The organism is Streptomyces cadmiisoli (genome assembly GCF_003261055.1).
Classification (GTDB): Bacteria; Actinomycetota; Actinomycetes; order Streptomycetales; family Streptomycetaceae; genus Streptomyces; species Streptomyces cadmiisoli.
Genome location: NZ_CP030073.1, coordinates 1,232,640 through 1,245,479, shown reverse-complemented (window position 1 = coordinate 1,245,479; position 12,840 = coordinate 1,232,640). Strand labels below are relative to the sequence as shown.

General features: G+C 73.3%; 12 protein-coding genes. 4 read left to right on the top strand and 8 right to left on the bottom strand.

Annotated features, from left to right (window positions below; genetic code table 11):
- Positions 1-23: 23 nt before the first annotated feature.
- A complete protein-coding gene (locus DN051_RS05075; RefSeq protein WP_162624857.1) occupies positions 24-1,595 on the bottom strand; it encodes a vWA domain-containing protein in 1,572 nt (523 codons plus the stop codon).
- Between the two features lie 281 nt (positions 1,596-1,876).
- Between DN051_RS05075 and DN051_RS05070 the strand changes: the two genes are divergently transcribed.
- On the top strand, positions 1,877-2,797 hold the full coding sequence (locus tag DN051_RS05070; protein WP_112438087.1) for an immunity 49 family protein: 921 nt from the start codon (positions 1,877-1,879) through the stop codon (positions 2,795-2,797).
- A 406-nt stretch (positions 2,798-3,203) separates the two neighbouring features.
- On the opposite strand, the gene DN051_RS05060 is transcribed toward DN051_RS05070, so the two are convergent.
- Positions 3,204-4,370, bottom strand: a complete 1,167-nt coding sequence (locus DN051_RS05060; protein WP_112438086.1) for an MFS transporter — start codon at positions 4,368-4,370, stop codon at positions 3,204-3,206.
- A 90-nt stretch (positions 4,371-4,460) separates the two neighbouring features.
- On the opposite strand from DN051_RS05060, the gene DN051_RS05055 reads away from it, so the two are divergent.
- On the top strand, positions 4,461-5,222 hold the full coding sequence (locus DN051_RS05055; protein ID WP_112438085.1) for a DeoR/GlpR family DNA-binding transcription regulator: 762 nt from the start codon (positions 4,461-4,463) through the stop codon (positions 5,220-5,222).
- Between the two features lie 94 nt (positions 5,223-5,316).
- Here DN051_RS05055 and DN051_RS05050 read toward each other — a convergent pair whose 3' ends face one another.
- Positions 5,317-5,760 carry a cupin domain-containing protein gene (locus DN051_RS05050; RefSeq protein ID WP_112438084.1) on the bottom strand — a complete coding sequence of 148 codons (444 nt, stop codon included), beginning with the start codon at positions 5,758-5,760 and terminating at the stop codon, positions 5,317-5,319.
- A gap of 515 nt (positions 5,761-6,275) precedes the next feature.
- Between DN051_RS05050 and DN051_RS05045 the strand changes: the two genes are divergently transcribed.
- Positions 6,276-7,025, top strand: a complete 750-nt coding sequence (locus DN051_RS05045) for an SDR family oxidoreductase (protein WP_053756183.1) — start codon at positions 6,276-6,278, stop codon at positions 7,023-7,025.
- Between the two features lie 192 nt (positions 7,026-7,217).
- Here DN051_RS05045 and DN051_RS05040 read toward each other — a convergent pair whose 3' ends face one another.
- Together DN051_RS05040 and DN051_RS05035 are read right to left on the bottom strand one after the other, a co-directional pair.
- Positions 7,218-7,508, bottom strand: a complete 291-nt coding sequence (locus DN051_RS05040) for a zinc-ribbon domain-containing protein (protein ID WP_112442076.1) — start codon at positions 7,506-7,508, stop codon at positions 7,218-7,220.
- Positions 7,509-7,621: 113 nt separating this feature from the next.
- On the bottom strand, positions 7,622-9,022 hold the full coding sequence (locus DN051_RS05035; protein ID WP_112442074.1) for a hypothetical protein: 1,401 nt from the start codon (positions 9,020-9,022) through the stop codon (positions 7,622-7,624).
- A gap of 125 nt (positions 9,023-9,147) precedes the next feature.
- Here DN051_RS05035 and DN051_RS05030 point away from each other — a divergent pair, with 125 nt between their 5' ends.
- Positions 9,148-10,389, top strand: coding sequence for a molybdopterin-dependent oxidoreductase (locus DN051_RS05030; protein ID WP_053756185.1), 1,242 nt, complete (start codon positions 9,148-9,150; stop codon positions 10,387-10,389).
- 313 nt (positions 10,390-10,702) lie between these two features.
- Here DN051_RS05030 and DN051_RS05020 read toward each other — a convergent pair whose 3' ends face one another.
- The 3 genes from DN051_RS05020 to DN051_RS05010 are packed head-to-tail and all read right to left on the bottom strand — an operon-like array spanning position 10,703 to position 12,782.
- A complete protein-coding gene (locus DN051_RS05020) occupies positions 10,703-11,452 on the bottom strand; it encodes a class I SAM-dependent methyltransferase (RefSeq protein WP_112442072.1) in 750 nt (249 codons plus the stop codon).
- Positions 11,449-12,066, bottom strand: coding sequence for a TIGR04282 family arsenosugar biosynthesis glycosyltransferase (locus DN051_RS05015; RefSeq protein WP_053756186.1), 618 nt, complete (start codon positions 12,064-12,066; stop codon positions 11,449-11,451). Before DN051_RS05015 ends, DN051_RS05020 begins: the two co-directional genes overlap by 4 nt.
- Positions 12,063-12,782 (bottom strand): glycosyltransferase family 2 protein, encoded by a 720-nt coding sequence (locus tag DN051_RS05010; protein ID WP_053756187.1) that lies wholly within the window; start codon positions 12,780-12,782, stop codon positions 12,063-12,065. Before DN051_RS05010 ends, DN051_RS05015 begins: the two co-directional genes overlap by 4 nt.
- Positions 12,783-12,840 lie beyond the last annotated feature (58 nt).

Below are 12,840 nucleotides of genomic sequence, written 5' to 3'. Positions count from 1 at the left end.
AGGGAAAGGTCAATGGGTCCGGATCAGTCCAGACGGTTCGCCGCGCTGATCGCCTCGGCCAGCCGGCGCACCTCCTCGTCCTCCGTGCGCGAGGCCAACTCGTAGGCCCGTTCGGAGAGTTCGCCCAGGCTCGGCGCGCCGGGGAGCGAGCCGTAGCGGTGGTCGGGGGAGCGCAGGGCGTCGGCGAAGTAGGCGGCCGTGGACGCGATCCGCAGTCCGTGACCGGCGCTCCACACGGAATCGTCGAGGGAGCGGGCCTCCAGGTCGCCGGACTCCTCGTGCGGCGCGCGGGTGTCGGGGTCGAGCCAGCGGACGGTGGCGGTGGCCAGGTGACCCTCGGCGCCGGGCTCGGTGCGGACCGCGTACAGGGCCGTGACGGTGTGGCCGGGGCCGACCTCGCCGCCGTCGACGCGGTCGTTGCGGAAGTCCTCGTCGGCCACGCTGCGGTTGTCGTAGCCGACGAGGCGGAACTCGGCGACCGTCCCCGGGTCGAAGGCGACCTGCGCCTTGGCGTCGCGGGCGGTCAGTTCGATGTTCCGCGGCAGTTGTTCGCAGAAGACCTCGCGGGCGTCCTCGGGTCCGGACACATAGACGGTGTGGCCGTCGCCCTTGTCGGCGAGGCGCTCCATCAGAGCGTCGCCGTAGTCGCTGCCGACGCCGACGCCGAAGAGGGTGATGCCGTGCTCGCGGCGTTCGGCGGCGATCCGCTCCAGAATCGTGTCGGGGTCGGTGTCCCCGGTGTTGGCAAGGGCGTCGGAGACGAGGACCACGCGGTTGGTGGCACCGTCGCGCAGGCCCTCGACCGCGGTGGCGTACCCGGTCTCGACGCCGGCGCCTAGGTTGGTGGACTGCATCGGCTCCAGGCTGTCGATGGCGGCGTGGATCTCACCGCGGTTGCCGTCGAGGCGCGTCATCGGCAGCACGGTCTCGGCCTCGTCGCTGAAGGTGACGATCGCGACGGAGTCGTCGTCGCGCAGCCGGTCCGTCATCACGGACAAGGACTCCTGGGCCAGGTCCAGGCGTCCGGGTTCGGCCATGGAGCCGGAGATGTCGATGACGAAGGTCAGCGCGGCGGGCGGGCGTTCCCCGGACCGCTCGGCCGCGCGCGTGGCCAGACCCACACGGACCAGGGACCAGTCCGCCGCGTCGGTGCGGGCGCCGTCGACGGTCACCGTGAAGCCGTCACCGCCGGGGCGTTCGTAGTCCTGGCGGAAGCTGTTGACGAACTCCTCCGGGCGGACTGTCGACGGGTCGGGCAGCCTGCCGTCCCGGATGACGCGGCGGGCGTAGCCGTAGGAGGCCGTGTCGACGTCGAGGGCGAAGGTGGACAGGTGGTCGGGTGCGGGTGCGAACTCGCGGGAGTCCGTGTCGCCGCGCTGTTCGCCGTTTTCCTGGCTGCCGTCGGGTGCGGGCGCCGGCCCCGGTGGAGCGGGGAATCCGGAGTCGCGCCCGCTGCGGTCCGCGGCGTGGCTTGTGCCGTCGCTGTTGCTGTCGTTCGCACCGCAGCCGGTGAGCAGCAGGCCGCCGACCGCGGTCAGCGCGGTGAGCGCGAGCAGCGTGCCACGCGGCCCTCGTGTGCCGTGCCGCTTCAACATGGGTGCCTCCTAGGTTCGTTGACGTCGATCCCCGCGGACGTCCACTTCTGTGACTGTGACGTCGCGGGGTCCCGGAACGTGCGACACGGGGTGTTGCGGATGCGTCTCGAAGCGGCCACGGAGACGGCCCGCCGAGACCGGTCGGTGATCTTCCGTTGACCTGCACGTATTCCTCGTGGGGCGACAGCGCCCGGCCGGTCGCCCTTCGCCCGATGTGTGCGCCGTGACCCGGGCCGTTGGTAGCGTGCCGCGCACGGCGAGGATCAAGGAGGACCACCACCGTGCTCGAAGTGGCGCGCCACACCGTCGGTCAGCAGCGGATCCGCGAAGCGTCCGAGGACATCGACCGCCGGGCGCGGGGCCGTTGGCACTGGCTGCGTCACGGTGGCCTGTCCCTGAAGGGCCTCGGCGAGATGCGAGACGAACTCCTCGACCATGTGGCCGCCCGCACCGTCGACGACCCCGCCCTCGACGCGGCCCACACCCGCACGGTCCTGCGGACGGCGGCGGAGTGCGCGCTCGGCGTGCTGAGCCTGGGGGCCTTCCCCAACGGGGACTTCGAAGTGCCCCTCCCCCTCGTCGGTGAACGGCTGAGCAGCGAGGACCTCAGCTTCGGGGACGCCGTGGACCAGGCACCCACCACGGTGACGTGGGTGGACGCGTTCGCGCTGTGCGTGGTGAGCGGACTGGTCCGGGAACAGCAGCGGGTGATCGGGCTCCTGCTGCGGACGGACTACGCGCCGGCCGTGCGCGACGGGGTGCCGTACTCGCCGCTGGAGTCCCGGTCGTCTCCCGCGGGCCTCGCGGAGATGGACGCCCTGTGCGGCTACCTGACCCCGGCGCGGGGCCACCTGCCCCGGGACCGGCCGTCGGTGACGCTGTGCAAGCCGGACGCCGACGAGCGCGGTGAGGGGGTCCGGCGACTCGATGCGGCAGGTCCCCTGACACCGGATCAGCGGCTCCTGCGGGTCCTGCTGAAGGACGACCGGACCACCTTCGAGGAGGCCCTGGCCCGCCGTCTCGTCCAGTACCGCGAGAAGATGGCGGCCGACGCGGCTCCCCGGAGCCTGCTGCCGGTCGGCACGGTCGCGCTGGCCGCGCTGGCCGTTCAGGTGCACGGATGGGAACTGGGTGTCCGTTCCGGTTACCTGCCGGACGTTCTGCTGGGCCCGCCCGACGGCGGGCAGCCGACCGCCGGCTGAGACCGTGCGGGTCCCGCCGCGGAGTGCGGGGACCGGCCCGCCCGGCCGGACGTCCTCGTCCGCCGTCGCGGCAGCACCACCGTGCCGACGTGGATCTGTTCTCACGCTCCTGGGCGGCGTTGCGGACGGCGGTCGCCGAGCTGCCGGACGAGGACGTCGAACAGCCCTCCGGCTGTGCCGCCTGCTGGTGCGGGACCTGGTGTGCCATCCGGCCGCCGCGCGGCGAGCGGCGCGGAGACGGAGCGGCCCGGCCCGCTCGCCGCGAATCTGCCCCGCGTCCTCGGCTGATCCGGCCGTCGCGGGTCCGGCACGTCCGTTCCGCACGGACCCACGGGGTTCCCCGGGTCGGCCCGGGCGGCACGGGGGTCAGGCGCGTGCCGCCCGGGCGGTCGGTGGGCGTGCGCTGCTACGAAACCCGGGCGCGGGGGCGCAGGACTCCGGCTGCCGCGGCCGCGGCGACGCAACAGGCCGCGGGGAGGAAGAAGGTGAGGTTGAGCGGGATCAGCCGGGTCAGCCAGCCGATGACGGCGGGACCGGCGAGCATGCCGAGATAGCCGAGGCCCGCCACCCGGGAGACATTGGCGCCGGCCGCTCCTTCGTCGGCGTGGCCGGCCGCGCTGAACAGCTGGGGGACGCAGCCGGACAGTCCGGCGCCGAACAGCGCCCACCCCGCGAGGGCGACCGGGATCCAGGGGGAGAGGGCGACGGCGGTGATGCCGATGGCGGCGACCGCGGCGCCGTGGCGCAGGATCGCGGCGGGACCGAAACGGGCGGAGACGCGGTCGGCGAGGAGGCGGCCGACGGTCATGGCCGCGGCGAAGGTGCCGTAGGCGAGGGCCGCGGTGCTGTCGGAGGCGCCGAGGATCGTCTTCAGGTGCAGGGCGCTCCAGTCGTTGGCGACGCCTTCGCACAGCATGATCATCAGCGCCAGGACGGCCAGCACCCAGATGCGGCCGGTGGTGGTGCGCTTCTCCGGCTCGTTCGCGGCGGGCTGCTGGTCCACCCGCGGTCCGGGTCCGGCGGGCAGCAGACGGCGGGCCGCGCCGACGGAGACCGCCATGCCGAGGACCGCGGCCGTGCCGAGGGTCGCCGCGGGCGTCCAGCCCCGGCTCGCGGCGGCGGCGCCGGCGAGGGCCGCGAGTACACCGCCGACGGAGAACGTGGCGTGGAAGGCGGACATCACGGGCCGGCCGTAGGCCTTCTCGACCTGGACGGCATGGGCGTTCATGCTCACGTCGAGACAGCCGTTGCCGAAGCCGAAGACGATCAGGGCCGCGGCGAGGGTCCAGGCGTCCGCCGCGAGTCCGGGCAGTGCCAGGGAAGCGCTGCACAGCAGGGCGGACGCCGGCAGGACGGTGCGGGTGCCGAGCCGGTCGGCGAGCGGGCCGGCCAGTTGCATGCCGACGAACGCGCCGAGCCCGAGCAGGACCAGGAAGCCGCCCAGCACGGCGTGGCTCACGCCGACGCGTTCCTCGGCGGGTGGGATCTGCACGACCCACATCCCCAGCAGGGTGCCGTTGAGGATGAAGTACGTGAAGGTCGCCACCCGGGCGGCGCGCAGTTTCTGATCCATGCGGCGAACATACCGAACAGAAATCATGTTTGAAAGTCACGTTTCTCACAAGATTGCTGTTCGTTAGGGGGGTGGTGTTCAATCGCCGCCATGGGTAACGCAGACCGCCTCAGGCAGATCGCCGACGCCGTGCGCGAGGCGGGCAGCCTCAGCGTCGGTGAACTGGCCGGCCTCACCGGCGCTTCGGAGATGACCGTCCGCCGCGACCTGGAGGCCCTTGCCGCCCAGGGCGTGCTGGAGCGTGTCCGCGGCGGAGCGCGCAGCCTGCTCCTGCGCGGCGAGGAACCCCCGTTCTCGCTGCGGGTGCGCGAGGGCGTCGAGGTCAAGGAGCGCATCGCGGCGAGCGTCGCCTCGCTGATCGCCGACGGGGAGACGGTGGTGCTCGACAGCGGAACCACCTGCCTGGCCGTCGCCCGGGAGCTGCGCGGCCGACGGGTGAGCGTGATGCCGCTGTCACTCCAGTCCGTCCACATCCTCGCCGAGAGCACGGGCAGCACCACGCTCCTCGTGCCCGGCGGGCGCCCCCGGCCGGGCGAAGGAGCCCTGACGGGTCCCCTCACGCTCTCCTCGCTGACGGCCCTGCGGTTCGACACCGCGGTCATCGGCTGCTGCGGCCTGACCGCGGGGCAGGGACTGACCGCCTACGACCTCGACGACGCCGCCGTCAAACAGGCGGCGATCAATTCGGCCGGACGGGTCGTCGCCGCGACCGAGGGCGGCAAACTCTCCCGCACCGCCCACGCGTTCGTCGCCCCCGTCACCGCGCTGCACACCCTCGTCACCGACGCGTCGGCACCGCGGGACGAGATCGAGGCGATCAGAGCGGCCGGCACGGATGTCATGACGGTATGACCCGGGGCCCTCCGCACCGGTCGCCGTGCACCGCCCGGGTGCCGGCTCGGAGGGCGGCCGGCCGGCGCCTTCCGAGCCGGAGGCGGACGGAGTCTCAGGCGGGGCGCGGAGCCCGCCGGTCCTTGCGTTGTTCCAGCTCTTCCTCGTCGACGAGGACGAGCATGGGCTTGCCCGGCTCGCACATCATGGTGACGAGGAACCGAACCGGCACGTCGGTGCGGTTGTTGCCGTCCTGGTAGTGGATCACATCGCCGCCCGGCTCCCAGAACGCCTCTCCGGCACGGATCACCCGCTCCGGCTCCCCCTCCAGCTCGAAGCGCATCTCGCCCTCCAGCACATAGCCGAAGGCCGGACCGAAGTGACGGTGCGGCGGCGTGCCCGGCTCTCCCGGGGGGAAGTCGACGAGCAACGTCATGACCTGCGCACCCTCCGGAATGGAAGGCGGACTCGCCTCCTGGACCACGGTGACCGCGTTGAACCAGGCCTCGGACAGCTGACCGTGTCCTCCGACGAAACCTGCCGCATCGTTGTTCGGCATCAAGCCACCTCCGGTGTCGGCGCCGAGACGGAGCCGGCGGGCCCCGGCACGGGTGACGGTGTCAGCCCGCGTGGTCCCGAAGCCGCCTCGTCACGTGGATCGGGCAACCGGTGATCGATGTCCGTGCCCGGCGTACGGACGGCACGGGCACAGGTACCTGAAAAAGACTACGCCGACTGCGTACGCGCCACCTGTTGCCGGCATCCGCCCAGGTGGGACCCGAGACGTGCCCCCTTCGCAGGGCCTCGACGGCCCTGCTCGGCCCGGTCCCCTCGAAGGTCCTGCGCGACCGTCGTCGGGGGTACGGTGGACGCAGACGACACCTCTCGGTCCGCCGGGCACCCGGACGAGCCGACCCCGGTCGGCGTGGCATCACCGAGTCGAACCCACCGCGCAGGCAGGCCCGCCCGTCCCACCGCAGCCGGTCCTCCCAGTCCGTTCCCTGCGTGCGCGACAGGCTGATCACTCACCCGGACGCTTCCGGAAGACCTGAACAACTCGGCGAAAGGCGCGTCATGAAGTTCACAGTCCTGGGCGGCAGCGGCCTCATCGGCAGTCAGGTGGTCGAACAGCTGACGGCGGCCGGCCACGAGGTCACCGCCGCGTCCCTGTCCACCGGAGTCGACGTCATCAGCGGCAAAGGCCTCAAGGAGGTCCTCGCGGGCGCCGACGCGGTGATCAACCTGACGAACTCCCCCGTGTTCGACGAGACGTCCATCGGCTTCTTCGAGACGTCGATGAATAACGTCGTCGCCGCGGCCGAGGAGGCCGGGCTGCGCCACCACGTGATTCTCTCCATCGTCGGGCTGGACGAGGTGCCCGGGCTCGACTACTACCGGGCCAAGATGCTCCAGGAGGACATCCTCACGAGCGGGCCGACGCCGTACTCGATCGTGCGCGCCACGCAGTTCTTCGAGTTCGTCCAGGCGGTCCTGTCCATGACCACGGAGGGTGACGTGGTCCGGCTGCCCGCCACGCCCGTGCAGCCGATGGCATCCGCCGATGTCGTCGCGGCGGTCGTACGGACCGCCACCGGCACCCCCGTCCAGGGCGTCCGCAACGTCGCGGGACCCGAGATGTTCCACCTCGACGAACTGGGCCGCGTGACACTGGCCGCACGGCCCGACGGACGCCATGTCGTCACCGACGCCGAGGCGGGCATGTTCGCCGTCGTCCCCGGAGACGCGCTGCTGCCGCCGCCGGACGCCCAACTCGCCGCCACACGCTACGGCGACTGGCTCGAGCAGCAGCCGCCGACCGGCTGACGGGGCGTGTTCAGGGCGCGGCGTCGAGATCCACCCCTACCACTGCCAGATCGTCGAGGGCGATCTCACTCTGTGACGTCGGTCGTATGCGCTTGCGGCCGGCCGGTGCGACCGGCGGACCGGTCAGGGCCGGCCGTCCGGCGCCGGGAGCCGCGCTAGACGCGCGGCACCGGCGACGCCCCGGGGGCCCGGTCAGGACTGGTACGGCTGCTGCTGGGGCTGCCCGTACGGGTGGCCCCCCTGGCCGCCGGCCGCCTGCGTCCGCAACTGCTCGGCCTGCTCCTTGGTCACCTTCTGCTCCGCACCGCAGAACGTGCACTGCGTCGTGTACTTCGTCGAGAACGGGAACAGGGGCACGAAGAACAGGGTGAACTTCGTGACGCGCTTCTTGAGCGTGTGCGCGGCGGGGTTGCCGCACTGCCCGCACAGCAGCGTCAGTATCGCCAGCTGGTACAGGTAGCCCTTGGTGCCAAAGATGATCATGATGTCGATCCCTCCCGGTCTGCGTCCGCCGGCGCGGAGCCGGCGGGCGGCGCGGCGCGCCCCCACCACCCAGTCTCGTACACGCCCCTCGACCCGGCCGCCTCACCGAGGGCTCACCAGCCGGTGCGCAACAGGTGATTGAGGAGCAGCGCGAGCACCGCCTGGGCGGTGAGCCAGGCGCGAGGGCCGGGGAGGAGGGCGCAGGCGGGGAGCAGCCACACGGCGAAGGGCAGCCAGATGCGTTCCGTCTCCGCCTTGCTCATCCCGGACAGGTCGGCGATCACCACCGCGAGCAGGGCGGCCGCCACGAGGGCGGCGAGGCGGGCCTCGGCACCGGCCCGCGCGCCGGAGTCGTCCGGGAGGGTGAACGCGTCACGGCGGCCGCGGATCAGGACCGCACCGGTGCGGCGCAGGCCCGCCGCCGTCGCCGGCCCCGTGACGAGCACCGTGCAGGCGAGGTTGGCCCACACCCAGTAGCCGTAGGGCCGGGTGCCACCGGCGCCCTGGTGATAGCGCGTGACCAGCAGGTGGTACGCCTCCCACCAGTTGAACCCGGCGACCGCGAACAGCGCCGGGACGACCGCCAGTCCGGCCGCCAGCGCCACGAGGAGGACCGGACGCTCCCGGATGCGATGCCGGCCGAGCACCAGCACCGCCGCGCCGATCAGCGCGACGAGGGTGAGACCGTACGAGAGGTGGAAGGTCAGCCCGAAGAGGAGCCCGGAGGCGCCGGCCGCGACCGGTGAACGCCGCGTGACCGCCACGGCCAGCAGTGCCACCGCCCAGGCCGCCACCGCCGCGAAGTACGCGTCGGCCGAGGTGCCCATCCACACCGCGGCGGGGGCCAGGACCAGAAACGGCGCCGCCCGCCGGGCGAGGCTCTCGGCGGCCAGCGCGCGCAGTGCCACCAGTACGGCGACACAGGTGGTCGCGCCGACGGTGATGCACCAGACCCCGGCCCAGCCGCCACCCCCCAGCCCGATCCGGTCGAGCAGGACGAAGGTGAGCGTGGCCGCCGGGGGGTGGCCGGCGACATGGGCCGGCCAGTGGTCCGGGGAGCCGATCAGGATGTGGTCGGTGAATCCGTGCAGGGCGGCCGGGATGTCGTGGAAGCGGTCGATGACCTGGAGGTACTCGTAGCGGGTGGTGAGCCGGACCGCGATGCCGCGGTGCCAGCCGTCGATCAGGGCGAGGGAGAAGATCCACGCCATGGACGTGGCCCAGGCCAGCGCCGGCAGGGCCCGCCAGCTCAGGCGGGCCGCGACGACGGGGCCGTGGACGCAGACCGCGGCCGCCACGACGACCGCCGCCGCGGTGCCGGGGCCGAGATGCGGCCCCCAGGACGCCAGCAGCGGCGGCCAGCTGACGAACAGGGTGTGGTCGGTGTCCTCGATGCGGCGGCCGATCAGCACGGCCGCGACCACGAGCAGGGCGGCGGCCAGAGCCGCGTAAAGATCGCGGCGGACATCGCCGGACACGCCCGGCCGCGGGGCGCGGGTACCGTCGGAACGCATGGTGCGGGTCACACCGGCAAGTTAGGCCGCAAGGGCGGTCATGAGCCGCCGTCAGGGCCGGACGTCAGCGTTTCGTCATGCGTCACGCACACGTTCGCGGGGTACCGGCGGCCTACGGTCGGGTCATGCGCGACGACCCCCGGCTTCCCACCTCACCAGGCTTCTGGCGCAGCCCGCTGCGCGGACCGTGGTTCACCTCCGTGCTCGGACTCGTCCTGCTCGTCGGGACGACCGTGCTGTTCGTGACGGGTCTGGTGTCCTACGCCGCCTACAACCCGGACCTGTCCCCGGTGAACGACCAGACCCCCGACAAGGGGATCCTCGGCTTCTACCTCTTCCCCTGGCCGACGGACCCGGCCTGGCTGTACCGGCTGAACCAGGGCATCCACGTCACCCTCGGCATCACCTTGATCCCGGTGCTGCTGGCCAAGCTGTGGTCCGTGGTCCCGAAGCTGTTCGCGCTGCCGCCGGCCCGTTCGCTCGCGCACGCCCTGGAGCGGATCTCGCTGCTGCTCCTGGTCGGGGGCGCGCTGTTCGAGTTCGTCACCGGAGTGCTCAACATCCAGCTCGACTACGTCTTCCCCGGCTCCTTCTACCGCCTGCACTTCTACGGCGCGTGGGTGTTCTTCGCCGGGTTCGCCGTGCACGTCGCGCTGAAGGCTCCCGCCGCCGTACGGAACGTGCGACATATGCGGCGCGGGGCCGCGCCGGAGGACGACCTCGTGCCGCCGAGCCCCGACCCGGCGACCTTCTCCCGGCGCGGCGCGCTCGGCTTCGTCGGCGGCGGCTCGCTGCTGCTCTTCGGCACGACCGTCGGCCAGAACTTCGACGGCGCACTGCGGCGCACCGCGATCCTCGCGCCGCACGGCGGAGCCGAACCCGGCAGCGGGCCGAACGGCTTCCAGATCAACAAGACGGCCGCGTACGCCGGCATCGACCCGGCCGAGACGGCCGAGGACACCTGGCGACTGATCGTCACCGGCCGTTCCGGCGCCGTCCGTCTCAGCCGTGCGCAGCTCGCCCGGCTCCCCCTGCACAGCTCGTCGCTGCCCATCGCCTGCGTGGAGGGCTGGTCGACATCGGACCAGTGGTGGCGCGGCGTGCGGCTGCGCGACCTCGCGCGGCTCGTCGGGTACGAGGACGACCCGCCGGACGTGTTCGTCGAGTCGCTCCAGCGGCGCGGAGCCTTCCGGCACGCGGCGCTGCGCGCCAACCAGGTGGCCGATCCGCGCTCTCTGCTCGCCCTGTACGTCAACGGCGAGGACCTGTCCCCCGACCACGGCCACCCGGCGCGGGTCATCGTGCCCGCGGCGCCCGGAGTGCTGAACACCAAATGGGTGGCCCGGATGACGTTCGGAGACCTGTGATGCGACCGCGGTTCCCGCTCGGCAGCCCCTTCCAACTGCTGCTTCTCGTCTGCTCGTTCGCGCTCGCCGCGTACGCCGGGGTACGGCTGCTCGCGGACGACTGGTTCGGCGTGGCGCTGTGGTTCGTGGGCGCGGCTCTGCTGCACGACCTCGTGCTGCTGCCGCTCTACTCGGTCGCCGACCGGGCGCTGCTGCGGGGATGCGGCGCGGCGGGGCACCGCGATCTGGCGGTCCACGTGCGTGTTCCGGCGGCGCTGTCCGGGCTGCTCCTCCTCGTGTGGTTCCCGCTGATCGGCGGCACGGTCGACGAGCGCTACCGGTTGGTCACCGGACTGTCGCCGGACGGCTTCCTCACCCGCTGGCTGCTGATCACCGCCGCTCTCTTCGGCGGTTCGGCCCTGCTGCTGGCGCTGCGGCTGCGCAGGGCCGCGAAGCGGCGCCCGCCCGCCGTCCACTGACCGGCCCGCGTCCAGCCGCGCGCGTACCGGAGCAGGGCCGGCGTTCCGAGCCGCGCCCACCGGAAGAGGAGGTCCCCGTCCGGGGCGCCGGCCATGTCGACGACCTGGACCAGGGCGCGTTCGTCGACGTCCACCGCGGCGGTCTCGGCGATCAGCAGGCCACCGGGGCGCAGCAGCGCGCCCACCCGGTGCAGCAGGGCGGCCGGGTCGCCGCCGATGCCGACGTTGCCGTCCAGCAGCAGGACGGTGCCCCAGCGGCCCTCGCCCGGCAGCGGCTCGAACACCGAACGCCGCAGCGCCCGGCCCCCGAGCCGTACGGTGCCGGCCACGGCGGCGTCGCTGACGTCGATGCCGAGGACGGTCCGGCCCCGGGCGGCGAGTTCCGCCACCAGCCGTCCGGGCCCGCACCCCACGTCCAGCACGGCTCCCTCGCACCGGTCCAGGACGTCCAGGTCGACCGGGTCGGCAGGCGCGCACCAGCGTTCCACGTCCAGGGGCAGCAGCAGGCCGTCGGAGCGACGCAGGAACAGCGGGCCGCGTCCCGCACGCAGGGCCGCGGCGTACGGACCCGCCCAGGCGAGCGCGCCGGCGGTCGCCGCGCTCATCGCGGCCCGGCCGTCGCGCACCGGGCCAGCCGCGCGGCGAACCTGCCCCGCGGAGCCAGTGCGGCGACCGCACGGGCGTCGTCGGCGGTGTCGACGTCCCGCAGCCGCGGCAGATCGCGCACCCGCAGTCCGGCGGCGACCAGCCGCTCCCGCTGCACCCGCCCGGTCGTCGGCGTCGACATCGGCACCCCGCGCAGCAGCCGGGGGTCGGGCTCGGCGAGCCCCAGCGCCCAGAAGCCGCCGTCCCGCGCCGGGCCGAAGTACGCGTCGCAGTCCGCGAAGTCCACCGTGAGCAGTTCGGGCGTCACCTGCGGGGTGTCCATGCCGATGAGGAGGGCGGGGCCGGCGCACCGGGCGAAGGCGTCCGCCAACCGTTCGTCCAGGCCTCCCGCGCACTGGGCCACGACGTCGAACCCCGGCGGCAGCCACGGGCCGGGGGCGCCGTCGAGGACGAGAACGCGCCGGGCGGCCGGGGTGGCCGCCACCGTGTGCAGGGTGTCCGCGAGGGACGCCTCGGCGAGTTCCGCGGCCTGCCGGGGCGTGAACGGCGGCGTGAGCCGCGTCTTGACCCGGCCCGGCAGCGGTTCCTTCGCGATGACGAGGAGCGTGGTCACCGAACGCCCCTCCCGCCGGCCGGGATCCCGGCCGGCGGCTCGTCCAGCACCCGGCGCATGTCGCGTACCGCGTGCCAGGTGCCGCGCCAGGTGCCCGTCACCTTCGAGGCGCCGGTGCGCGGCAGATACGGCACGTCGTGCTCGGTGACACGCCAGCCGGCGTCGGCCGCTCGTACGACCATCTGCAACGGGTAGCCGCTGCGCCGGTCGGTGAGGCCGAGGGCCAGCAGCGGCTCGCGCCGGGCCGCGCGCAGAGGGCCGAGATCGTGCAGGCGCAGCCCGGTGCGGCGGCGCAGCATACGGGCCAGCACGAGGTTGCCCGCCCGGGCGTGGGCCGGCCAGGCGCCCCTGCCCCGCGGGCGGCGCCGGCCGAGGACCAGGTCCGCGTGTCCGTCGCGCACCTCACGCACGAAGGGGACGAGGAGCGACGGGTCCAGGGAGGCGTCGCAGTCGCAGAAGCACACCACGTCGGCGGTGGCGGCGGTCAGTCCGGCGTGGCAGGCGGCACCGAAGCCCCGGCGCGGCTCGTGGACGACGGTCGCCCCGAACGCGCGGGCGATCCGCGCCGAGTCGTCGGTCGACCCGTTGTCCACGACCAGCGCGCGCCAGCCCGGCGGAATGCGTTCGAGGACCCAGGGAAGGGCCTCCGCCTCGTCGAGGCAGGGGAGGACGACGTCGACGTCACGGGGTGGGGGTGAGGTGGTCACGCCCCTCACCCTACGAGTGCGAATCGGTCATTTCGGGCTTACGGTCCTTACGAATCGCGGACGTGCG